At 46.9% G+C, this 23,099-nt stretch carries 20 protein-coding genes; 1 reads left to right on the top strand and 19 read right to left on the bottom strand.

The features are described 5' to 3' along the window. The 17 genes from BW952_RS18585 to BW952_RS18505 all read right to left on the bottom strand — a co-directional run. Window positions 1–92 (bottom strand): PTS glucitol/sorbitol transporter subunit IIC (locus tag BW952_RS18585; RefSeq protein ID WP_276206298.1); only part of this gene is annotated, 92 nt, incomplete at its 3' end. 72 nt (window positions 93–164) lie between these two features. Further along, window positions 165–1,109 (bottom strand): sugar-binding transcriptional regulator, encoded by a 945-nt coding sequence (locus BW952_RS18580; RefSeq protein ID WP_045850087.1) that lies wholly within the window; start codon window positions 1,107–1,109, stop codon window positions 165–167. Window positions 1,110–1,200: 91 nt separating this feature from the next. Continuing rightward, window positions 1,201–2,490, bottom strand: coding sequence for an NAD(P)H-dependent oxidoreductase (locus tag BW952_RS18575; protein WP_045850088.1), 1,290 nt, complete (start codon window positions 2,488–2,490; stop codon window positions 1,201–1,203). Between the two features lie 234 nt (window positions 2,491–2,724). After that, entirely contained in the window at window positions 2,725–3,030 is a 306-nt protein-coding gene (locus BW952_RS18570; protein ID WP_231581331.1) for a Dabb family protein, read from the bottom strand. A 180-nt stretch (window positions 3,031–3,210) separates the two neighbouring features. Continuing rightward, on the bottom strand, window positions 3,211–5,043 hold the full coding sequence (locus tag BW952_RS18565; protein WP_045850089.1) for a methyl-accepting chemotaxis protein: 1,833 nt from the start codon (window positions 5,041–5,043) through the stop codon (window positions 3,211–3,213). A gap of 111 nt (window positions 5,044–5,154) precedes the next feature. Beyond that, complete coding sequence (gene rhaA, locus BW952_RS18560; protein ID WP_045850090.1) at window positions 5,155–6,408, bottom strand: L-rhamnose isomerase; 1,254 nt, start codon at window positions 6,406–6,408, stop codon at window positions 5,155–5,157. 16 nt (window positions 6,409–6,424) lie between these two features. Continuing rightward, window positions 6,425–7,879, bottom strand: coding sequence for a rhamnulokinase (gene rhaB, locus BW952_RS18555; protein ID WP_045850091.1), 1,455 nt, complete (start codon window positions 7,877–7,879; stop codon window positions 6,425–6,427). 67 nt (window positions 7,880–7,946) lie between these two features. Beyond that, window positions 7,947–10,013: a bifunctional rhamnulose-1-phosphate aldolase/short-chain dehydrogenase gene (locus BW952_RS18550; RefSeq protein WP_045850092.1), complete on the bottom strand. Its 2,067-nt coding sequence runs from the start codon at window positions 10,011–10,013 to the stop codon at window positions 7,947–7,949. A 491-nt stretch (window positions 10,014–10,504) separates the two neighbouring features. Next, window positions 10,505–11,671: an MFS transporter gene (locus tag BW952_RS18545; protein ID WP_045850093.1), complete on the bottom strand. Its 1,167-nt coding sequence runs from the start codon at window positions 11,669–11,671 to the stop codon at window positions 10,505–10,507. 69 nt (window positions 11,672–11,740) lie between these two features. Then, entirely contained in the window at window positions 11,741–12,841 is a 1,101-nt protein-coding gene (locus tag BW952_RS18540; protein ID WP_045850094.1) for an ABC transporter ATP-binding protein, read from the bottom strand. A 148-nt stretch (window positions 12,842–12,989) separates the two neighbouring features. After that, window positions 12,990–13,877, bottom strand: a complete 888-nt coding sequence (locus BW952_RS18535; RefSeq protein WP_045850095.1) for a PucR family transcriptional regulator — start codon at window positions 13,875–13,877, stop codon at window positions 12,990–12,992. A gap of 110 nt (window positions 13,878–13,987) precedes the next feature. Beyond that, the gene (locus BW952_RS18530; protein WP_045850096.1) at window positions 13,988–15,010 is read right to left on the bottom strand and encodes a Gfo/Idh/MocA family protein; all 1,023 of its coding nucleotides are present in this window, start codon (window positions 15,008–15,010) and stop codon (window positions 13,988–13,990) included. Further along, window positions 15,007–16,077, bottom strand: coding sequence for a Gfo/Idh/MocA family protein (locus BW952_RS18525; RefSeq protein WP_045850097.1), 1,071 nt, complete (start codon window positions 16,075–16,077; stop codon window positions 15,007–15,009). The genes BW952_RS18530 and BW952_RS18525 overlap by 4 nt, the downstream gene beginning before the upstream one ends. A gap of 11 nt (window positions 16,078–16,088) precedes the next feature. Next, a complete protein-coding gene (locus BW952_RS18520) occupies window positions 16,089–16,850 on the bottom strand; it encodes a sugar phosphate isomerase/epimerase family protein (RefSeq protein ID WP_045850098.1) in 762 nt (253 codons plus the stop codon). A gap of 48 nt (window positions 16,851–16,898) precedes the next feature. After that, window positions 16,899–17,900: a LacI family DNA-binding transcriptional regulator gene (locus BW952_RS18515; RefSeq protein WP_045850099.1), complete on the bottom strand. Its 1,002-nt coding sequence runs from the start codon at window positions 17,898–17,900 to the stop codon at window positions 16,899–16,901. A gap of 145 nt (window positions 17,901–18,045) precedes the next feature. Further along, window positions 18,046–19,026, bottom strand: a complete 981-nt coding sequence (locus tag BW952_RS18510; protein ID WP_045850100.1) for an aldo/keto reductase — start codon at window positions 19,024–19,026, stop codon at window positions 18,046–18,048. 23 nt (window positions 19,027–19,049) lie between these two features. Next, the gene (locus BW952_RS18505; protein ID WP_052698391.1) at window positions 19,050–19,319 is read right to left on the bottom strand and encodes an HPr family phosphocarrier protein; all 270 of its coding nucleotides are present in this window, start codon (window positions 19,317–19,319) and stop codon (window positions 19,050–19,052) included. Between the two features lie 127 nt (window positions 19,320–19,446). On the opposite strand from BW952_RS18505, the gene BW952_RS18500 reads away from it, so the two are divergent. Then, complete coding sequence (locus BW952_RS18500) at window positions 19,447–20,391, top strand: AraC family transcriptional regulator (RefSeq protein WP_045850101.1); 945 nt, start codon at window positions 19,447–19,449, stop codon at window positions 20,389–20,391. 81 nt (window positions 20,392–20,472) lie between these two features. Here the strand turns inward: BW952_RS18500 and BW952_RS18495 are convergent, their stop codons facing one another. After that, window positions 20,473–21,771 carry an MFS transporter gene (locus tag BW952_RS18495; RefSeq protein WP_045852399.1) on the bottom strand — a complete coding sequence of 433 codons (1,299 nt, stop codon included), beginning with the start codon at window positions 21,769–21,771 and terminating at the stop codon, window positions 20,473–20,475. Between the two features lie 347 nt (window positions 21,772–22,118). Next, window positions 22,119–23,087, bottom strand: a complete 969-nt coding sequence (locus BW952_RS18485; RefSeq protein WP_045852401.1) for a sugar phosphate isomerase/epimerase family protein — start codon at window positions 23,085–23,087, stop codon at window positions 22,119–22,121. Window positions 23,088–23,099 lie beyond the last annotated feature (12 nt).

Genomic DNA, 23,099 nt, shown 5'->3' with positions numbered 1-23,099 from the left:
GGAATGATGCCGGTGAACATGCCCATAAAGGTTTCGCCGCCTTTTTGGAACATGCCAATGAATCCTTCTGCAAATTTAACTAAAAAGTCCATGTTTCAATTCCCCCTTACGTTCAAAATATATAACGCTTACATTTATCTGCTAATTTCAGTCCTTGACTGAAATTAGACCTGCTCTAAAAGTGCAGAAGCGGTGTCTTCATCTGTAATCAGTACGTCGACAAGCTTGCCTTTTAGGGCTGCTTTGATCGCTTTCACTTTTTCCTTGCCGCTTGCCACGCCGATCACAAGTGGAAGCTCCTTCAGCTTTTCCAGCTCGAATGCAATAATTCGCTCGTTCCATGTGTCTTCTGAAACATGGCCGTCCTCATTGATAAAATTGTAGCAAATGTCTCCCGCTACATCCTGATCCGTAAAATACCCTTGATGCTCAAGACCAAGATACGATTGAACCATCGTCGAATGCTCCGGTGTGCCGCCGATGCCGACTATGGCAATATCCGCCTCAGCCGCAATGTCAAACACACGCTTGATTGAGGTTTGCCTTTTAAATACTTCTTTTGCTTCTTTGGAATCGACCATCACCGGTGTATGAAGAAGCTCATATTCCGCATGAAGCTGCCCGGCAAGTGCTGCCACGATATGATTGGCGTGGATATCCACCCGCTCATTGCCCATTCCGCCTACAAGCGGAACGAACCGGACTGATGGAAATGCTTGATTGGATGTCATGGCTTTTGCGACTTCAAACAGTGTCGTTCCGGATGAAACGCCAATCGTCTGGCCATCCTGCATCACACGCAGCAAGTATTTTGCTGCTGCGGCTCCAAGACGGCTTTTCGATGATTCACCGCCAAAGCTTGGAATACAGACCACTTCCCGGATGCTGTAAGCACGCTCTACCTTCATCTCAAGCTGACGAAATGGATGGATAATGTCGTCATGAATAATGATTTCAACGATCCCCTGCTCTTTTGCCTTTGCCAGGTATTTCGATATTAACGAACGGCTGACGCCCATTTCTTGTGCAATTTGCGATTGTGTAGCGCCTTCCTCGTAATACATGTGAGCCATTTTCACGAGCGCGCGGCGGTCCTCTATAAATGTCATGTTTTCTACCCCTTTGCCATGCTGAATGAAAAGGAAGAATGACTCTTCCTTCCCTTATTATACAGCATGAACGGTGCTGGCAGATGGTTGATTAAACGCTCGTTAAGCTAGCCAGAAGCTCTTTTTGAAGCGCATCTTCAGGAAATAGGTGGTCCTGGAGCTGTCTCAGCTTCCAAACTGTTGTGCTTGGATCAAGCTCGACATCATCTGTTGTTAGGAACTGTCCTTGTTTAATCGCTCGCTTGGCGACAACTTTCCCACTGATCAAGCCGATCGGAATATGACCGTTACGTTTCATATCCTGATGTGTTTCCAAAACACCCCGAACCGAATAGCCGCCGATTCCATCTAATGCGTCCCCAGGCTGCATATCCTTTTTTGCTACGGCGACCGTTTCAGAAATCGGCGCACCGAGCGGATGAATGGAAGACTCATGCTGAAGAACGGCTTTGGCAATCGTAATCGGCGTCTCCAGGCTCGCTAAATGATAAGGGCGATACAGCGTGTAATGCGGTCCTTTGCCCACTTTTAAATAACGAAGCTCTTCATCCACCGGCTCAAGATCACTTTTTACAATAACGAACACACCCGGTGCCAGGCCGTGAACGTAATCGACAACGCCGAATTGATCGAGCACACCGCCATTTTCCTTCACGTTCAGTTTATCTGCCACTGTATTCACGTCCGCCTCTACTCCGTGCATCCCTACTTGATCCGGAATTAACCCGGTCGCGTTGCTGAGCAGGTTCATCTCTGCCATTGTTTTTGTCCCATCCTGGAACGCCGCCAGCATGTGTGAGCTCATATGCTTCTGCTTTGCTTCCGCCGCACATGTATCCGGATTCGATGTTGGAATAAATGGGTTGTTCTTCCCTTTTCCGGCCACTAGCACGTCCATGCCCATCGTTTTCGCAAATTCGAACAGCTCCATCGTGGCAGCAGGCTCATCACCCGCTGATCCTGTATAAACGAGCCCGGCGTTTGTGAACAACTGATTCATCACAGAGCCGATCGTAATGTCTACTTCCACATTTAAAAGCACGATATGTTTTTTGGACCGAAGCGCTTCAAGGGAAATGTTCGCGCCTACCTCCGGAATACCGGTCGCATCCACAATTACTTCTACGTTCGGAGACTGAATGACTTCCCGCAAATCATTGGTCACGACAATAGACTCTTTTCGCGCCGCTTTCAAATTGTAGTAACCCGCTGCTTTTTGTGCGGCCTGCACGTTAATATCACTGATTCCCGTTACACTCATTCCTGGAATGTTTGAAATTTGTGCGATCATGCCAAAGCCCATTTGACCTGCTCCGATCACCCCAACTTTAATTGGCTGATTTGCTTTTTCTCGTGCTAGTAATTGCTGATAGATAGACATCGAATAGCCTCCTTTAAATTAAACAATCATTTGTCAAATGTGAATTAAATTCTTTTTTATATTTATTTTTCACATTTGATAATTTAATTATCATTTGTTAATTAGAATAATACAATGGAATGAAAGGGCTGTCAAACTGTTTTTTGAATTTTGTCCACAAAAAAAAGAGCGCTTATGATTAAACGCTCTTTTCATGTCATTCATTAAATTTCCATTAATAAGTAAACGTACTTTTTACCATGCCACTTCGTAATCTACCACGATCACATTTTCAATCAACCCATCAATGGCTTCAAGGAATTCCTTGTGAACCGGGTGAGGCAAGTAGCCATCCAGTGCTTCCTTGTCTTTAAAGGAAACGCGCAGCCCGAGCGTATAGCCTTGCGCACGATCTGTTTCTTCCGTTGCATTGACGCCTGCTGTGACTTCCAGAATGCCAGGAATCTTTCCTTTAAAGGCTAAAAGCTGAAGCGCCAGTTCCTGCTGCTTTTCAGGTGATACGTCTTCTTTGAATTTAAAGCTGACCAAGTGTTCATACATGTACAGCGACACCTTCCTCTTTTTAGATTCAATCCCTTTATTCCCTTTTTTATGATGGAATATGCAAAAGAAAAACAGAAGGGATTGGGGGTCCACTTCTGTTTTTGTTTGATTGCTATTACTTAGGGTTGATATTAGTATACACTATTTTTGTTTATTTTTGAATATCTTTTTTATTTTTTATACTTGGAACTGTTTTACTTTATTCTCTAGCTCGTCGGACAGAGTAAGAAGGGATACCGCACTCCCTTTCATGTCTTCCATTGATCCGTTCAGCTGCTGGGACGAAGCGGCTGTTTGCTGAATGTTGGCTGATGATTCTTCGGAAACCGACGCAATCGACTGGCTTGATGAGCTAATTTGATTGCTTCGGTCTGTTAACGTATCCATTCTCTTGGAAATCAACTGAATTCTCGAGACCATGTTCGTCACAGATTCAATAATCCCTGCAAATGTGCCGGTCGTTTTCTCCATCGTTCCACTGCCTTTTTCTACTTGCTCGTATCCTTCGTTTAAGGTTGTCACAACGGCGCCCGTTTCTTTTTGAACGCCGGAAATAATGCCCGTGATTTCGTTAATGGATTCGTCTACCTGAACCGCAAGCTTCCGTACTTCATCCGCCACGACTGCAAAACCGCGGCCATGCTCACCTGCACGTGCTGCTTCAATGGCCGCATTCAGGGCCAGCAAATTCGTTTGAGCGGAAATGTCTCGGATCACTTGAATAAGTGTCGAAATCTCGCCCGTCCTTTTTTCTAATCCGTTCATCTTTTGAACTGAATTGGACACAAGACGGGTCATCTGGCCCATCTGTTCGGCAAGCTCCGCGATCTGCGCCCGGCTGCCGTCTGATATAAGCAGAACATCCTCAGACATTGCCTTTAGTTCATCGCTTTCCTCACGCGTTTTCGTAATTTCCTGGTTGAGCATTTCAATCAACTGGCTGATTTCGCCTGCTGCGTCCGCCTGCTGTCCCGCTCCATCCGTTAAATCATTCATGGCCGCCGCGATTTGGCCGCTGCCTTCCTTCACTTCATCTGACATCGTATTTAGCGTCCGGCTTTCTTTTTTCACTTCACCTGCAACCGCTACAAGCTGACTGACGATGCCGCGCAGCTGCTCGGCAATTGAGTTCGTGGAAGAAACGAGCTGGCCGATATCGCCTTTTCCGCTTCCTTCAAGCGGTAATACGGCCAAATTGCCTTTCGCAATCTCGCTGCTGTTATGAACAACACGATTTAACTGTCGATTCACGCGTCTGCCAATGAGGACGGTTAAGATGATGCTGACTAGAAGGGCTGCCAAAACAGATAGAACTAAAATAATAAGTGCTTGCTTTGAATCGGCTTTTGCCTTGGCAACAGAAGCTGTATAGTCAGCTTTTAAATCTTCCTGAAGGTCTGTTAAATATTCCAGTGTCATGCTCCGAATGTCCGCGGACCGGATGCGCGAATACATAATCATATTTTCTTTTTCTTCTTTCACTGCGTCGATCGTTGTCTCGAAAAACAAAGTATTTATTTCTTCATTGCTTGATAAAATTTGCTGGAAGATTGCTTCACGCTGCTGCGTGTTCATGACCGAGTCTACCTGTTCCTTTAAGTCATTAAACTGATTATTTTGCACTTCAAATTCTTCTACCAGCCGCTCATCCTTTGTAAAAATGTAGTCGCTAACAACCATATCCTTGGCACGAAACACTGAACCGATCTCACTTAACGCAAGGGCTTGATCGCCTTTTTGCTCTAGATCGTCCATCTGGCTGTTTAAATTCATCAAAATTGAGCCAGCGAAAGCGCTTGCAGCTATAAACAAAAAAATAACGCCAGCAAGAACGAGCCCATACGTTTGACTAATTTTAAGCTGATCTAAAAATCTGGCTTTTTTTCTTTTTTTGAGACTGGGCTGTTTTGCTTTTTTCTTAAACAAAAAAACATTGCTTTTCCCTTTTTTTTGCTTCGGCTCTCTTTTTTTAGCCGGTTTTTTCCCCATTTGAATACGCTTGCTTTCCATTCTCTCACCATCCCATCCTACTAAAAATACCAAACGATCGTCCCTGCGTCAATATACCCAGTTAATATTTTTTGAAAAAGCAGAGAATTCAAACGAATTCTCTGCTTTTCTTTAACGTTTCGACAACACGGCTTTTTCATATTCCTTTACTTCATTTAACCACGCCTCTTGAACAGGTACGTTCATTTGCTCACAGTAGTAGTCCCAGACGGCGCCAAATGGATAGGTTTTGAATTCTTCCATGAGGGCAAGACGATCCGTGAAGTTCCCTTCCTCCTGAAGCTGCTTTAAATGATCATTCGGTACAAGCAGCGCATACAGAAGTGCTTTAACCATATTGCGGGTGCCGATGGTCCAGGCTGCGACACGGTTAATGCTGGCGTCAAAAAAGTCCAGGCCGATAATCACCTTGCCCAGCGCATCGTTGCGGACAATCTCCAGTGCAATTTCACGAAGCTCATCGTCCAAAATGACAACGTGGTCACTGTCCCATCGAACGGGTCGTGAAACGTGAAGCGCCAATTTATCTGAGTACAGCAGCATCGATGAAATTTTATTCGATACCGTTTCAGTTGGATGATAGTGGCCTGTATCAAGCAGACAGAGCTTGTTGTTTTTTAATGCGTAGCCGAGGTAGAATTCGTGCGATCCGACGACATATGACTCGGAGCCGATGCCGAACACCTTGCTTTCAACGGCATCTAAATGATATTGCTCGTCAATGTCTTCGGCGAAAATCTCGTCAAGTGATTCTTTTAAACGCTTGCGCGGTGTCAGGCGGTCACTCGGAATATCCTTGTAGCCATCTGGAATCCACACGTTTGTTAAACAAGGTGTGCCGAGCTCCCGGCCAAAATGCTCGCCGATTTTGCGGGAAGCGATGCAGTGATCGATCCAGAACCGGCGGATGTCCTCATCAGGGTGTGAAAGAGTTAAGCCGTCTGCTGCTTTTTCATGCGAGAAAAGAGTCGGATTAAAATCAAGGCCTAGACCGTGTTCCTTCGCCCAGTTCACCCAATTCTCAAAGTGCTCCGGCTTCAGCTGGTCCCGGTCCACTGCTTCACCGTTTGTTTCGGCATACAGCGCATGCAGGTTGACACGATGTGTTCCTGGAATAAGCGAAAGGGCTTTTTCTAAGTCGGCCCGAAGCTCCTCTGGTGTCGTCGCCTTTCCAGGATAATTACCGGTCACGTCAATTCCGCCGGACAGCTCGCTTTTATTCACTTCAAACCCGCCAATATCATCGCCCTGCCAGCAATGAATCGAAATCGGTACACTCTTTAATGTGTCAAGCGCAGCATCTACATCGATGCCCCACTTGGAATACGCTTGTTTCGCTGATTCATATTGTTGTTTTACAGACATTGACTCGTGCTCCTTTTTAAATAGGCTGTTTGCCGGTTTTTAATTGAAATTCCTGAATCCGTTCGTCCCGATTGACTGAAGCAGGCTGAAAGGAGACAAGCGGGAATGAATGGCTGATCAGCTGTCTTCCTTCCTCGAGGTCAGCTAGTTCACCTGCTGCGATCATCTGCATAATGAGGTTTCCGATGGCGGTTGCTTCAGATGGCCCCGCTAAAACGGCCTTGCCGCTCATATCAGCGGTCATCTGATTGAGCAGTGCATTGTTCGACCCGCCGCCGACGATATGAAGACGGTTTACAGAATGACCTGTAATCTTTTGCAGGTCGTTTATCGCGATGGCATAAATAATCGCCAGATTGCTATACACACAGGAAGCGAGCTCCCCTGGTGTTTCCGGCACAGGCTGATTTGTTTCACGGCAATAGACTTTGATTTCGTCCACCATATTCAACGAGTTTAAAAAACGGTCCTCGTTAAAATTCACAAACTGCTGATACGGCTCCACTTTTTTTGCTTCCTCCACAAATTCAGCGAAATTGTAGTCCTGCGGCAGATGGCGCCGTACCTCCTGCATCACCCACATGCCCATAATGTTTTTCAAAAAGCGGTATGTTCCAAAAACACCCCATTCATTCGTATAGTTGTCTTCATAAGCAAGCGGATTTGTAATCGGGGCAGCGGATTCAATTCCAAGCAGCGACCACGTACCGCTGCTTAAATACGCCCACTCTTCTCCAAATCCTGGCGTTCCGGCAATAGCAGAGGCGGTGTCATGTGAGCCCACCGTATAAAATTCACAATCAGGCAAATCGTATTCAGGAAATGTCTCCTTTCGCAACGGACCCAATTTTTCTCCCGGCCCGACAAGCGGGGCAAACTGGTTTCGTTGAATGGATAAGAGGTCGAGGAGCTCCTGATCAAAATCCTGCCCTGCTACATTCAGCAGCTGCATAGTCGACGCGTTTGTCGCTTCTGTCACAGCGCGCCCAGTCAGACAAAAGCCCAGGTAATCTGGCACGAGCAAAATATGCTTTGCTTTTTGAAGCAGCTCTTTATCTTCTTCATATAATTGAAATAACGTATTAAAAGGCAAAAACTGAATGCCTGTTTTTTCATAAATAACGTTTTTCGGGATGATACTGGTTACTTTTTCAATGGTGTGCTCCGTCCGGCTATCGCGATAGGCGACGACCTCCTGGAGCCGTTTTCCCTGTTCATCAACGAGGACGTAATCGACCGCCCACGTATCGATTCCGGCTGTGACGGATGCGTAGCCGAGCCGCTTCACTTCCGCAAGCCCTTTCACAACTTCTCTCACTAAATGATCGATATCCCAATAAGCCGTTCCCTTTTTTTCAGTGAATCCATTTGCGAAACGGTGGACTTCCTTCATATGAAGCTTTCCGTCTTTCATTTCTCCAATAATGAGCCGCCCACTTGATGCGCCAATATCAATCGCTGCATGCGTCATCTTGATCACTCCTGCTTGGTCGAAAAGAGCAGCATTTCTGCGTGCAGAAATGCGCCCGTTTCCTTTATTATCGTGTAAATGCTGCCGGTACGCCACCGTCAACCGTAATCATACAGCCTGTTGTTTTGTCTGCTTTTGAGGAAGCGAAAAAGGCAATCGATTCTGCGATATCAGACGGGTAAATATTTACAAGCAATGTTGTGCGTTTTTTGTAATGATCCTCTAATTGATCCGGCTCAATTCCGTACGCTGCTGCACGTTCATTACGCCAGTTTGACCCCCAAATCGCAGAACCTTGAAGCACAGCGTCTGGAAGCACTGAATTCACACGGATGCCAAATTCGCCCCCTTCAGCTGCAATACAGCGAGCCAAATGTGTTTCCAGCGCTTTAACTGAGCTGTAGGCAGAAGCGTTTTTGCCTGCGTATACCGAATTTTTAGAGCCGACGAATACCATGTTGCCGCCCGTTCCCTGCTGCTTCATTTGTTTAAAGGCTTCACGTGCGACAAGAAAATAGCCTGTACCAAGCACATTCATATTCAAGTTCCATTCCTTCAGTGACGTTTCATCAAAAGGGCTTGACGTTGCCAGTCCGGCATTGTTCACGATAGAGTCCACACCGCCAAACGTCAATGCCGCCTTGGCGAAGGCGGCCTCAACCTGCTCCTCACTCGTCACATCCATTTGAACAGCAACCGCACGCTGTTCCTTGTATTGCTCGTTGATCTCGGCAGCGACTTTTTCCGCTCCCTCAAGATTTAAGTCGGCGAGTACAACGTGGGCACCTTCTGAAACAAGACGGCGGGCTGTTGCGCTGCCAATTCCGCCGGCACCTCCCGTGATGAACGCGACCTTACGGGAAAACTCTGCTTCTGCTGGTGCAAGAGACAGCTTGTATAATTCCAGAGGCCAGTATTCGACGTTGTACGATTCATTTTCACTTAAAGATACAAATTCGCCAAGCGCTGTCGATCCTTTCATGACAGAAATCGCACGATGATACAGGGCGCCGCTCACATTCGCCATTGTGATATTTTTGCCGGAGTTGACCATGCCGACTCCCGGAATCAATGTGACGCGCGGTGCAGCTTCAAACATAACGTCACCCTCATGTTGATTTTGCTCGAAGTACGTTTTATAGTCGGCTTTAAACTGCTCCACCCCTGCTTTTACTTTTTCAATCAGCTCTTCTGTTGTGCCGCTTTGCGGGTTCCAGTCAATATACAGCGGCTTCATTTTTGTGTGGACAAGGTGGTCCGGGCACGCTGCTCCTACCTGAGACAACGTCCCGGCATCCTTGCTGTTGACGAACTCGAGGACATCGTCTGCGTCATCGTACGTGAGCAGCATTTTCTTTTCATCGCTCACTGATCCGCGAATGACCGGCATCACCGCTGCTAGTACGCGCTGCCGCTCTTTTTCAGAAAGTGCCTCATAGGCTTGTCCACCAAATGTATCTGTTTCTTTTTGTTTGTTTTGAATATAGCTTTCCGCTTCATTAATAATGTTGATTGTCTGGTTATATGCTTCCTCTGACGTTTCTCCCCACGTGACAAGACCGTGCTTTTCCATGATAACCAGCTCTGCATTCGGGTTTTCTTTTACTCCGTCTGCAATCATTTTAGACAGCGTAAAGCCAGGACGGACATACGGGACCCACACAAAACGATCGCCAAAAATCTCTTTTGCGACTTCTTTTCCATTGTCCGCGCAGGCAATACTGATAATGGCATCCGGGTGCGTATGGTCAACGTGCTTGAACGGCAGGAATGCGTGCAGCAGCGTTTCAATAGACATACGCGGATGCTTGCTGTCGATCATGCAATGAGTCAAGTAGTCCACCATTTCTGCATCCGGCATTTCTTCACGCTCGATCAGCGGGCGGATGTCTTCCAGGTTTAAGCCTGTGAAGTTTCCAGCTTTCATCGTAGCCAGATCGGAGCCGCTTCCTTTTACCCACATCACTTCAACGTCGCGGCCGCGGAAATCTGTTTCGATTGTTTTCATTGACGTATTGCCGCCGCCCCAGTTGCATACAGCACGGTCTGAGCCGATTAAATTTGAACGGTAAACCAGTTCTTCTACACCTGATTTCGATGACGCTTCATTTGAATTCCACAAGTTTTTGACCATTTGGTTTTCTCCTTTATAAATCTTTATTTATGTTTGTTTCATTGTACTATACATTTGTTTATTTTTGAATACGTTTTTATTATTTATTTTCCAATATAAAAGAGCCTCTCCGAATTGGAGAGGCTCTAAAATGAAAAAAGCCTGTGCCAGACTCCCGGCATAGGCTTCTCTCATTCCCATTATGAAGCGGGAATTCGCTGGAGAAGATCTGCTCAACCTTTCAGCAGTCAACTCTGCCTATTCGCAGGAACCGCTAAGTCGATTCAGTCGGTGAGTTTTCCACTTCACCGCTTTTAAGCAAATCATTCATCCTGTACAGTCCATACAAGGCTGAACGAATACCGTTCTTTCGTTTCAGTTTCAGGAATAAAGGCTTCAAGTCATCGTTTCATCCGATCTAAAGATTCGGATGCTGCTATTGCCCTTGTGCATTCCTTTTTGTATGTCTGTACTTATTAACTACCCGCTTCACCGAGAATGAAACCGCTTTTTTAACTCTTTTTTAATTCTTTTTTTCTACCTGTCTGATCATAAAGAACAAGGCCGATGCAGCCCGCGAAAGCAAACCAGCCAAGGAGCTGATAAAGGTCAGCTGCGCCGCCTGTCCAATCAATCATCCAGCCGCCGCCAAGCGATCCGATGATACCGGAAAGCCCGAAGAAAGCGGAGATAAACACCATCTGGCCGGTTGCCAGAAACTCTTCTGGCATGATTTTCGTTACAATTTGAAACGTGCATAAATAAAACACACCGAACGTCAGGCCATGAAGCGGCTGCAGTAAAATCAAATGAATGGGTTCTGTCGCCAGGGCATAAAGCATCCAGCGTACCCCATACAGGCCGGCTGCCAGAATAACGAATGTGATATTCCGCTTGAACAAGCGGATCCAGTAGGCACTGAACATAAAAATAGCCGCCTCAGACGCCACCCCCATAAACCAGGCCAGTCCAATTTGTGATTCACTGCCGCCGAGCTCTGTTACATATAACCCGATAAACATATCATTCGCACGATGAGTGATGGTCACCAGCATAATAATGACTAAAAACCATAAAAAAGAGGGATTGCTGACCACTTTAGCCGCTTCCTTCATATTAATGATTTTAGATGAAGCGGTGACATCACTTATTTTCTGAATCACAGCGAATGTCAAAATGGCATACGTAAGAAACAAATAAAACAAGTAGTCAAGTCCCACCTGTCCTAATATAAAGCCGCCTAACAGAGAGGTAACGGCAAAGCCGACCGACCCCCACATTCGGATTTGTCCGAATTGAACGCGATGCAGCACAGCTGTTTTTTGCGACAAGCTGTCTCCAAGCGCTCCAACCGGCGATTGAAAGGAAAAGAAAATAGCAGCGATTAGCATGAGCATCCAAAACGAATCCGCTTGAAACAAAAAGAAGCTCATCACGATCAGGCTTCCTGAACAAATCATGACGATCCGCTTCACCGTTTTGTATTTATCGCTCATATAACCCCAAAACGGCTGTGAAAAAAGAGCCATAAAGGGACCGATGGCCATCAGCCAGCCGATTTCCGACGCAGACAACCCTTTCTCCTGAAAATAGGAGGGCAGAAACGTCGCCGTCATTGCGACGGATGAATGAAAAAAGAATAAAAACAAGCTGAGAAACAAAACAGGCTGTTTTTTCATATGTATGTGTCCTCCAAACTAAAAAAGCAGGAAAGCAGGAAGCATATGCTGCTCCCTGCTTACCGATCATTATGGGCGAATGCGTACCTCTGACGTCGCATCAAAGAAATGCGCTTTGTTCATATCGAATGCAAGCTGGATTTTTTCGCCTGCCATAATATCAAGGCGTGAATCAAGGCGTGCTACAAAGTTCTGGCCTTCAATATCCGAATACACCATGATCTCAGCACCGAGAAGCTCGGATACAGAAACCGTCGCATCAAAGGCGGAATGTTGAGAAGCTTCAAGGAAAATGAGCTCGTCATGAATGTCTTCCGGACGAACACCTAGAATAATGCTCTTGCCAACATATCCCTGGTCACGAAGGTAACGCATTTTTCCTTCTGGAACATCCAGTGATCTGTTGCCGATTTTCACAAATCCATCACCAAGCTCTGCATTAAAGAAGTTCATTGGCGGTGATCCGATAAAGCCAGCGACAAAGGCATTTTCAGGGTTTTCGTATACTTCTTTCGGTGAACCGATCTGCATGATTTTACCGGCTTTCATAACAACGATACGAGTCGCCATTGTCAATGCCTCTGTCTGGTCATGTGTTACGTAAATCGTTGTTGTCTGCAAGCGCTGATGAAGCTTAATAATTTCAGAACGCATCTGCACACGAAGCTTGGCATCAAGGTTGGAAAGCGGCTCATCCATTAAGAATACTTTAGCATCACGGACGATCGCGCGGCCAAGTGCCACACGCTGGCGCTGACCGCCAGATAATGCTTTCGGTTTACGCTGCAAATATTCCGTTAATCCAAGAATCTGCGCCGCATTGTCAACGCGCTGCTTGATTTCATCTTTTGGCATTTTGCGAAGCTTTAATCCAAACGCCATATTGTCGTAAACTGTCATATGCGGATAAAGAGCGTAGTTCTGGAACACCATGGCAATGTCGCGGTCTTTCGGCGCTACATCATTTACGCGGCGGTCATCGATGAAAAAGTCGCCTTTTGAAATTTCCTCAAGGCCGGCGATCATACGAAGAGTCGTCGATTTACCACAGCCAGATGGCCCTACGAATACGATAAACTCTTTATCTTGAATGTGAAGGTTGAAGTCCTCCACCGCTGTTACGTTTCCATCGTACACTTTATAAATATTGTTTAATTGAAGTTCTGCCATTTCCAATTCCTCCTGTAACCGTTTTCTTGTTTTTATTGTATTCGCTTACAAGATAAATAAAAATGGACAGTGTGCACAAAGATTGCGCTTTCACCTTGTGCACCTTGTCCCTATTCTTTCTGGCCTAGTACGATAGATGGGTCAATCCTTATTGCTTTTTGACACTCATTAAGCAAATCATATAAACAAGCAGCGCGCCTTCATAAGAACGGACGTCAATTCCGGTTCTGTCGATGAACTTATCAATCCGGTACTGCAGACTGTTCCGGTGGAGATGAAGCTGCTTCGCGGTCTGGCTGACGTTTAAATTATTTTGAATAAACAGCTGAAGCGTATTGCGCAAATCATCATCTTCCTGAAAAAGCTCCTGCTCCTCTGCAAAAAAGCGGACTAGCTCTGAACCGTTTTGAGCTAAAAACAGATGTGGCACAACGGTTTCAATTGTTGTTACCTTTTGCTCTGGAATCAGCAGCGCTGCTTTACGGGCCGCTTCTGTTTCATTGGCATAAACGAATTTCAATGAATCGGCTAGTTTGGCGAAACGGCCGGTAAATAATCGCCCGGCCATATAAAAGTCTCCTGCTAATACATCTAAAAACGTCTGGGCATCTTCTTTTTGAATGGGATAATCAGATTCTTCCTCTATCAAAATGCACTCTTTTTCTCCTGTCCACACAACAAGAAGAGAATGATCAAAAAAGGTATCGACCGCTTCAAAAAAACCGCTCCGGTCGTCTTCTGCCAGCTTTATGTATAAAAAACGCACGCGCTCCGCTTTCACAGACGGACATTCTCCGTCATTCGCAAGAAAATCCCACCACTTTTGTTCAACAGAAGAATGCTGACTTTGCCCGTTATTCCGCTCAATTGGTGTATATAGCTGTGAGAGAAGCTGCCGTTCTGTATCCGTTACATCTTCTTTTGGAATGGAAATGTAGCGGTTTTGTCCTTTATCATAGAAATGAAAGCATGTCTCATTCGCACCAGGGCGATCTGTCATAACCGCTCTTTTATAAATCGTTTCGATCGTATTCATTCCGTCTGCCTCTTTTCAAAGCGGAACGCCACCTGAATAATCAGATGACGTCCTTATTCTTACTCTATAGTATACTGATTTTTTCAAAAAATCTCACGCAGTCTGTTCAATCAATCAATCAGACTGACCTTTGCTCCAGTTCGTGCACTTTCCAGCGCCCCGAACACCATTTTCATGCTTTTTATATTATCGCGGCAGTCCGTTTCAGCAAGACGGTTCTCTTTGAGAGATGCAAACATTTCATCAAGACAGCCGGCGTGTCCCTCTTTTCCCGGCCAGCGATTCTTAGCGGTGACCGTCTGTACAGGGAAAATAAATTCGCCTGTTCCGGATTCATCCCGTATCTCCAGTACCGGGGCGCTTTCTCCATCCCAGCGGGCGCTGCCTTTTGAACCTGAAATACGCCAGTCGGCATCCCACGATGTTTTGTGACCGTCTGTACACCACGAGCCCCGGTACGTGAAAACCGCTCCATTGCTCATTTCAAAAATACAAACAGCGGCTGCATTGCCCTCATACCAGGAGCCGAGTGGGTTATATTCGTGACAATAAACAGATACTGCATCCGCACCAGTTAAGAATCGCGCCTGGTCAAACGTGTGAATGGCCATATCCACAAGCAGCGGGCTATCCATTTGTTCACGGAATCCGCCAAAACGCGGACCGATGAAAAAATCAGCGTGAATAGACCCTATCTGACCAATTTTATTTTCAACTACTAGCTGCTGAAGCGTTCGAATCGGTTTCGTATACCGCCGGTTTTGCATAACGGCATAGGTCATTCCCGTCTCGTCGGCCGCTTGAACAACAGCCACGGCATCCTCCAGCGTTTCGGCAATAGGCTTTTCGCCAAATACATGGTAGCCTGACCTCAATGCAGTCGTCACCACCTGCTTATGTGCAGCCGGTATTGTCACATCAATAAGCAAATTGCCGTTTGTATCGGCTAAAGCTTCCGATAAATCACTATAGCACGGCACCTGCAGACCACGGCGCTTTGCCATCGCCTCTGCCGCCTCTATCTTTACATCCATGAGCGCAACGATTTTCGCCGTTTCATCCTTTTCTATACAATCGATCCATTCATTCGACATGCTGCCGCAGCCTGCTACGATGATCTTAAACTGTATCATAGGACGAAATCCATTTTTTCGCACGTGCTTTCCATTTCGTAGTGGTGTCCGTAATCCGATGAATGGTGAATTCCGTGCATAATCTCAAGCACATGGTAGGCCATATCTCCATTAGCCCTCGGGCGCCGGCCTGTTGCAATCGCATCCGCCATATCGGCAAGGCCCACACCACGCGCATTTTGGGGAAGAACGGTTTCAGGCTTGAGCTCTTTCCAATCGTCTTCTCCGACCTTTTTCAGCAAAACAGGCAGGTGAAAATGATTCGGATCAGGCAAACTGATCGTGCCCTCTTCGCCGTAAATTTCGATAAATGGCGTTCGCGCAGCTGCTACATCAAAGCTTGTTGTAATCGTTGCCGATGCGCCTTGTTCAAAGTCAAGCAATCCTGTTACATGAGTCGGAACTTGCACGATAATTTTCTCGCCCTTTTTCGGCTCGCTTGTGATCAGCCGCTCAGGATACGTAATGCGCGCGGAGCCAGTCAATCGCTTGACCGGACCGAGCAGGCTGACGAGCGCCGTTAAATAATACGGCCCCATATCATACATCGGCCCGCCCCCGGCATGATAGAAGAATTCAGGATTCGGATGCCACGACTCGGGGCCTCTCGACATCATAAAAGCGGTCGCGCCGACAATTCGGCCGATTTCGCCTTCCTCAATCAGCTGGTGAGCAAGCTGAATGCTGCCGCCTAAAAATGTATCTGGCGCGGAACCGGCTAACACGCCGTACTCTGCTGCTTTTTCAATGATCCGCTTGCCGTCTTCTAATGTGATCGCAAGCGGCTTTTCTGAATACACGTGTTTCTTTTGCTCAATCGCCCGGACAGCTACCTCGGCATGCGCATGCGGAACGGTTAAATTCAAGACGAGGTCAATCTCCGGCGACGCAATCAATTCATCCACATCCATCACACGAGGCACCCCGTACGCAGCCGCTGCCTCTTCTGCCTTCGCGCGATCAAGATCCGCACAAGCTTCAATCGTAAACGAATCAAACGTCTGGCTGTTTTCCAGGTATATGCCGCTTATATTGCCGCAGCCAATTAATCCAACACGTAATGTCATGCGACGACTCCTTACTTGCCCGCTAAATGCGGCAGCTTTGTTTTTAAATAATCCAGGCTCATTTCGATGCTTTCAAATGGTGTGCGCTTCGTCATATCCTGCTCCACTACCCACCACTCTACATTTGTTGCCTCGGCAGTTTCAAGAACAGCTTCAATGTCTACGCCGCCTGTTCCAAGCTCTGCGAAAAACTGCACATCGTCTGTTGTCATGTCTTTTAAATGAACAAGCGGCGTACGGCCTGCGTATTTTTTAATCCATTCGGCCGGCTGTTCTCCCGCTTTTGTCAGCCAGTAAATATCGAATTCAGCTGCTGTTTTCGTTTCATCCAAAATCGTTTCGAGTACGGTGCGCCCATCCGCCATTTTTTCCAATTCAAAATCATGGTTGTGGTAGCAAAGCGTCAGCCCTTCTTTCCTGCATGCTTCCCCTGCTGTTTCTAACGTCTGCAGCAGTGCCCGATAGTTTTCTTCACTGCGCTGCTCTGGCAAAATATACGGGCATACAACGTAACGGCTGCCGATGATCTTTTGCTCCTCAATGACGTTTTCAATGTCCTCCTGAATGCGGTCAAGCGGAACATGGCTTGATGAGGCTTTTAAACCATATTCATCGAGAAGAGCTTTTACTTCCTTCGCGCTCAATTCGCCAAAACCGGCAAACTCAACCCCATCAAATCCTAGTTCAGCCACCCTCTTTAACGTGCCGGCAAAGTCCTTTTCCGTTTCCTCGCGTAATGTAAAAAGCTGTACAGCTACTGGAATATTGTTCATGTTTTTTCCTCCTCTTTGTAATGGATTACATTTTATTAAAAGTGCGGCTCATCTTTGATGAAAACCGCATGACTCTCTAATTTTAAATTCACTTTCAATATAAATCGGCTGATCGGAAGGTGTCTGCCCGTCCATTAATTGATACAGGACCTCCATTGCCTTGCGTCCCATTTCATGAAGCGGCTGTGCCATTGTCGTTAAAGACGGATTCATGACAGCTGAAAATTTGATGTCATCAAACCCTGCTACAGCCACGTCCTCAGGCACACGCATTCCTTTTTCTCTCAACGCATGAATGGCGCCAATCGCCATTTCATCGCTTCCGCAAAAGATAGCTGTCGGATGATTGGGACGTTCCATCATGTTAAGACAAAGACTGTATCCGGATTCAATCGAATAGTCTCCTTCTTCGACCCATTGCTTTTGCAGTGAAATCCCTGCTTCGGTCAGTGCCTGCTTAAAGCCGTTTAACCGGTCACGGCTGACTGAGGCCTGTATGTTGCCGCCAATAAAGCCGATTTTCGTATGACCCAGATTAATGAAATGATTGGTCACTTTTCTCCCGCAGGCGGTGTTATCAATGGAGATTGTCGGGACTCGAATGCCTTCCACATAATCAGACGCAATGACAACCGGATACCGCTCAGCGATCTCCTCCCAGACGAGCTCATCCAGCTGAACGGAAAGCAAGATCAGCCCATCCACCTGCTTTTGCTTGAGCTGCTCAATGTAGCCATCCGTTTTGCGCTTGTCTCCATTTGTATTGCCAAGCAGCACCTGATAGCCATATTTCGCTGCTTCTGCATCAATGCCGGCCATCATGCCGGAAAACACAAGATTATTCAAGTCTGGGACGACAACCAGCAGCGTGCCGGTTCTGCTGGTTCGGAACTTTCTTGCCAGCATATTTGGCTGATAATCCAGTTGTTTAATGGCTTCATATACTTTTTTCTGTGTCTCTTCTTTAACAGCATCCGGGCTGCGCAACACTCTGGAAACAGTGGCTGTCGAAACACCCGCCAGCTCTGCTACATCACTCATTTTTGCCATGTTGGTTCTCCTTACAAAATGTAATCGATTACATTTACACACATTATTTTAGTTGTTTTCCTTCTTATTTGCAAGCGTTTTCCAATAAAAGTTGAAGACAAAAAAGCCCGTCTCATGAATTTTTCTCACAAGCCAGACCTTTTCATTATTTATATCCAACGATCGCATGCGGTACGTACGGTTCTTCCAGCCATTCCACTTCCTCCGCCGTCAGTTGAACCGATAAAGCGGCAGCGGCTGCTTCAAGATGGGACACCTTTGTGGCACCAATAATCGGTGCTATGACCGGCTCCTTTTGAAGAAGCCAGGCAATGGCGATTTGGACGCGCGGCACACCGTGTTTTTCCGCAATGGCAGCCACCCGTTCAACAATAAGCCGATCTGCTTCAGCCGTTGCATCATATTTGGATTTTTGCACCTCATCTGTTTGGGAGCGATGTGTCGTTTCAGACCAGTCGCGTGTCAGCCGCCCGGATGCCAGCGGGCTGTATGGAATAACGCCAATTTTCTCCTCCCGGCAAAGGGGAAGCATCTCCCTTTCTTCTTCACGGTACAAAAGGTTCAAATGATTCTGCATGGAAACAAACTTTGTCCAGCCGTTTTTCTCTGCTGTATGATTCGCCTTTAAAAACTGCCATGAATGCATTGCTGAGGCCCCGATATAGCGCACCTTTCCCGCTTTCACAACATCATGCAGCGCTTCCATCGTTTCTTCAATCGGCGTCTGGTAATCCCAGCGGTGAATTTGGTAAAGGTCGACATAATCTGTTCCGAGCCTTTTTAAGCTGTTGTCAATTTCACTCATGATGGCCTTCCTTGACAACCCAGAGCCATTTGGGCCGTTATCCATCGGAAAATAAACTTTGGTGGCCAGCACAATCTCATCGCGTCTCGCAAAATCCTTTAGCGCGCGGCCGACAAATTCCTCGCTCGTTCCATCTGAATACACATTCGCTGTATCAAAAAAATTGATACCGAGCTCCAGTGCCTTTTTGATCACTGGCCGGCTGCTTTCCTCATCCAGCACCCATTGATGAATCCATCGGTTTTTATCACCAAACCCCATGCAGCCAAGGCAAAGTCTTGATACATCCAGACACGTATTTCCAAGCTTTAAATAATCCATATTTGTCCCCTCTTCCCATTTCATTAATTCTTCATATGCATTTTTGCTGCCTGCAGCGCTTTTTGCTCATCAATACCAACTGCTTTTAACTGAATACAGACGCCCGGTTTGATTGGCAGTGCCATTACGTCCATGATCGATTCAGCACACCCTTTAATGTGGACGGTTTTGTCTTCATATTGAACGAATAAATCGGCCGTATACAAGCGGGCTGTCTCTGAAAGCTTCACCGCTAATCGGGCAAATCCAGTTCCAGCCGCAATATTCACACAGCATTCCACCATTTCCATCATCTCCCTGCAAGCATCCTTATTCCCTTTTATTATGAAGGAGCTGCCACCGAAAGCGTTATCTCATTCATCTCAAATGATTGCCTATTCCTCTCAAGTATGCGATTCTAATGAAAAAAGGAGAATTCCTATGACTGACGCCATTCACACCACTTTAAACGAGCTTATTCACCTCGCTAATGATCACGCAGCAAAAGAAGGTGTTTTACCCACCGCTATACCATCCCTGTTTTTCGTCCGTGAATCGCACGTCACAGAACCGATCCATGCCGTTTATAAACCTTCCTTTTGTGTGATTTTACAGGGTGAAAAGGAAGTCTTGCTCGCACAGGATCGTTTTCATTACGGTCCTGCTGATTACATTGTGTCATCTGTTAACCTGCCTATCACAGGACAGGTAACAAAAGCAGCAGATCATGCACCTTATCTGGCATTGAAGGTTGAATTTTCGCCTGATCAAATTTTGGATGTTGCTCGTCTATCCAGTTCTCAAAAGGGGCCGAAGAAAAAAGCGGACCGGGCGATGTATGTGAAGGAAGCGGACCCGGATTTGCTTCAAGCCGTCCTCAGGCTGTCCTGCCTGCTCAAAACGCCTGACGATATCCCCGTGCTTGCGCCTTTGTTCAAAAAAGAAGTTCTTTACCGGCTTTTGCAGGGGCCGCACGCCGGAGCCCTTCAGCAGATGGCCGTAGAAGGAAGCCATGCGAATCGAATCAGTCACGTGATCGATTTTATTATGAGTCACTTTCACGAGCCTTTTCGAATTGAAGAGCTTGCCGATATCGCGAATATGAGCGTGTCTTCTCTCCACCGCCACTTTAAGGAAGTCACGGCTATGAGTCCGATCCAGTTTCAAAAACAGCTCAGGCTTCAGGAAGCGAGAAGGCTTATGCTGTCTGAAACAATCGATGCCGCTGAAACCGCTTTTCGTGTCGGCTACGAAAGCCCGTCACAATTCAGCAGAGAATATTCCCGCTTATTCGGTCTTCCACCGAAAGAAGATGTTAATCGCCTTCGGGCTATTGATGTTTCTGTCCGAAAAAACGAGTATTATCCAGACTTACAAGCTGAATAAAATCATTCCAGGAATAGCATAAGAGCTTTGCACCGCTAAATGAAAAGGAGATTTGACTGTTTCGTCAAATCTCCTTTTCATTTATTTCCGAAAGAACGATTCCTTTTTGTGAATTCCCGCCCAAAAAACAATCGGAATAAGCACCAGTGAAAGCATGGCACCTGTAACGGAAAGAATGGCATAACTTGAATTCGCTACAATCACCCCTGATACACCTCCACCCAGTGCCCCAGACAAGGCAATCCAAACATCTACAGATCCTTGCGTCTTTGCCCGAGTGGCGGCCGGCGTTGCATCAACCAGCATGGCCGTGCCGCTGATCAAGCCGAAGTTCCAGCCAAGCCCAAGTAAAGCAAGCGAGAAAATCAGAACAGCCATCGAATCCGCAGATCCAAAAGCGGCTAAAATACCTGAAGCAAGCAATGTAATAACAGAAGCAACAGCCATCACAAGACGGCCCACCTTGTCAACAAGATAACCCGTCACCAGTGAAGGCAGGAACATCGCCCCAATGTGAAACCCAATCACAAGCCCAACCGCGTCCAACTCATGTCCGTGGTGCCCCATGTGGATGGGCGTCATCGTCATAATCGCCACCATCACAAGCTGAGTGACGATCATAACCGCAGCTCCGGCCACAACACCGCGCTTATTTGTGAGTGTCGATTGCGCCGCTTCCTCTGAAGGGGATTGACCGGTTTTTGCGTGCGCATCTGCTATGGCTTTTGCGACTAAATAGGGGTCCGGCCGAAGGGATAGCAGCAAAACGAAGCCTGCCAGCAAATAAGCGGCGGCGGCCAAAATAAAAGGACCCGCTAATGAAGGAATGCCTATCGATCCAGCAAACTCACCCATCACGCCGACTAGATTCGGTCCTGCAACTGCACCGAATGTGGTGGACACCATGGCCATGCTCACTGCCTTTGCCCGTTGGGTAGAATGGGCAAGGTCGGTCCCGGCATAGCGTGCCTGCAAATTCGTAGCCGATCCTGCGCCGTAGATCAGCAGAGAAATGAATAAAAGCGGAACGCTCGTGATCAAAGCAGAGACAACGACGCCAACCGCGCCGATTCCTCCCGTCAAAAATCCTGCCGCAAGACCAAAACGGCGCCCAAATCGCTGGGAAAGCCGTCCAACCAGCAGGGCAGCACCGGCCGACCCTAACGTAAATAATGCGGTAGGAATGCCCGTTACACTATCTGTTCCCAGCATGTCTTGTGCTAAAAGGGCCCCCACTGTTATGCCTGCGGCCAACCCTGCCCCTCCAAAAATTTGAGAGATCACAATGACGATTAATGTTTTTTTGTATAATTGCTGCTGTTTTTCTGAAGAATGGACATAACTTTCTAATCCGATGGCCTGATCTTTCTCTTTATGCACCGTGACTTCCCCTCCCTTTCCTGCGAGCTGGACCTTCTTTCTTATAATCGCTCATTCGATTTGCATCATCATAACACGCATAAAAAAGCCATACAATAGTCCAATTGCGTGGCACACAATTTTAGGTAAGGTCGTCGAGCAGATGCTTAAGATTGATCCATCCTTGTTGAAGCTTTTCAATATAATCTGGCTGATGGACCGGAATGCAGGTGTCTGTGACCGGATTCCAGCTTTTCCGGTCATCGGCATATGAAATCCGGTCGTTGCTGAGATATTCCGGTCTTTTTCAAACAAAATAAACGCGCAACCTTAGAGAAGCTTTTCTAAGGTTGCGCGTTCTTCATTCTTTAAGCCCACCACATCTCGCCCGCTGATTCGCGAATGAGGACGTCGTTTAAGTTTTTTACTGCACGGCCGAAGCCTTCATCGATCGACATGATCGCATCTTCATGCTCAATGCTCACAACGTAATCGTAGTTATACATACGAAGCGCGCTCATCATATCCGACCACTCCTGCAGGCTGTGTCCACAGCCGACACTGCGGAATGTCCATGAACGCGTTTGCACGTTGCCGTATGGCTGCATGTCCGTCAAGCCGTACATGTTGACATTGTCCTGATCAATATACGTATCCTTTGCATGAAAATGATGGATCGCTCCCGCTTTTCCAAGAATCTTGATCGCGGCAACCGGATCAATTCCCTGCCACCACATATGGCTCGGATCAAGGTTGGCCCCGATCGCGTCACATGTTTCTTCACGAAGCTTTAACATCGTGTGCGGCGTATGCACAAGGAAGCCTCCATGCAGCTCAAGACCGATTTTCACGTTATGGCTTTTCGCCAGCTCGCCGATTTCTTTCCAGTAAGGAATGAGTTTTTTCTCCCATTGCCACGTTAAAATGTCATGATACTCAGCTGGCCACGGTACAACAGGCCAGTTCGGCTGTTTCGCTTCATCTGAATCGCCTGGTGTACCTGAGAAACAGTTCACAACCGGCACATTCAAAAGAGATGCCAGCTTAATCGTTTTGCGAAGAACCGAATCACATTCCTCCGCAAATGCCTTGTCCGGTGTGAGCGGATTGCCGTGACAGCTGAATGCACTGATCATCAGGCCGCGTGATGTCACTGCTTCAAGATAATCAGCCCGCTTTTTTTCATCTTCAAGCAGTTCGTCAAGCGGACAATGTGCATTGCCTGGATAGCCGCCTGTGCCGATTTCCACGGCATCAAGCCCTGAAGCTTTTACATGGTCGAGCATTTCTTCAAATGATTTGTTTGAAAACAAAACGGTAAAAACACCTAATTTCAAATGAATCGCTCC

It is taken from the genome of Domibacillus enclensis (assembly GCF_900156125.1).
Classification (GTDB): Bacteria; Bacillota; Bacilli; order Bacillales; family Domibacillaceae; genus Domibacillus; species Domibacillus enclensis.
This window is presented reverse-complemented; position numbering and strand designations above follow the sequence as displayed.

What these genes read in the sequence shown, in the direction of transcription:
- BW952_RS18530 (WP_045850096.1), bottom strand. Translation starts at nt 15,010, where the DNA reads ATGATACAGTTTAAGATCATCGTAGCAGGCTGCGGCAGCATGTCGAAT.
- BW952_RS18515 (WP_045850099.1), bottom strand. Translation starts at nt 17,900, where the DNA reads ATGGCAAAAATGAGTGATGTAGCAGAGCTGGCGGGTGTTTCGACAGCC.
- BW952_RS18500 (WP_045850101.1), top strand. Translation starts at nt 19,447, where the DNA reads ATGACTGACGCCATTCACACCACTTTAAACGAGCTTATTCACCTCGCT.
- BW952_RS18510 (WP_045850100.1), bottom strand. Translation starts at nt 19,026, where the DNA reads ATGGATTATTTAAAGCTTGGAAATACGTGTCTGGATGTATCAAGACTT.
- rhaA (WP_045850090.1), bottom strand. Translation starts at nt 6,408, where the DNA reads ATGTCTGTAAAACAACAATATGAATCAGCGAAACAAGCGTATTCCAAG.
- BW952_RS18575 (WP_045850088.1), bottom strand. Translation starts at nt 2,490, where the DNA reads ATGTCTATCTATCAGCAATTACTAGCACGAGAAAAAGCAAATCAGCCA.
- BW952_RS18545 (WP_045850093.1), bottom strand. Translation starts at nt 11,671, where the DNA reads ATGAAAAAACAGCCTGTTTTGTTTCTCAGCTTGTTTTTATTCTTTTTT.
- rhaB (WP_045850091.1), bottom strand. Translation starts at nt 7,879, where the DNA reads ATGACGCATGCAGCGATTGATATTGGCGCATCAAGTGGGCGGCTCATT.
- BW952_RS18565 (WP_045850089.1), bottom strand. Translation starts at nt 5,043, where the DNA reads ATGGAAAGCAAGCGTATTCAAATGGGGAAAAAACCGGCTAAAAAAAGA.
- BW952_RS18540 (WP_045850094.1), bottom strand. Translation starts at nt 12,841, where the DNA reads ATGGCAGAACTTCAATTAAACAATATTTATAAAGTGTACGATGGAAAC.
- BW952_RS18505 (WP_052698391.1), bottom strand. Translation starts at nt 19,319, where the DNA reads ATGATGGAAATGGTGGAATGCTGTGTGAATATTGCGGCTGGAACTGGA.
- BW952_RS18525 (WP_045850097.1), bottom strand. Translation starts at nt 16,077, where the DNA reads ATGACATTACGTGTTGGATTAATTGGCTGCGGCAATATAAGCGGCATA.
- BW952_RS18535 (WP_045850095.1), bottom strand. Translation starts at nt 13,877, where the DNA reads ATGAATACGATCGAAACGATTTATAAAAGAGCGGTTATGACAGATCGC.
- BW952_RS18580 (WP_045850087.1), bottom strand. Translation starts at nt 1,109, where the DNA reads ATGACATTTATAGAGGACCGCCGCGCGCTCGTGAAAATGGCTCACATG.
- BW952_RS18570 (WP_231581331.1), bottom strand. Translation starts at nt 3,030, where the DNA reads ATGTATGAACACTTGGTCAGCTTTAAATTCAAAGAAGACGTATCACCT.
- BW952_RS18550 (WP_045850092.1), bottom strand. Translation starts at nt 10,013, where the DNA reads ATGGTCAAAAACTTGTGGAATTCAAATGAAGCGTCATCGAAATCAGGT.
- BW952_RS18520 (WP_045850098.1), bottom strand. Translation starts at nt 16,850, where the DNA reads ATGAACAATATTCCAGTAGCTGTACAGCTTTTTACATTACGCGAGGAA.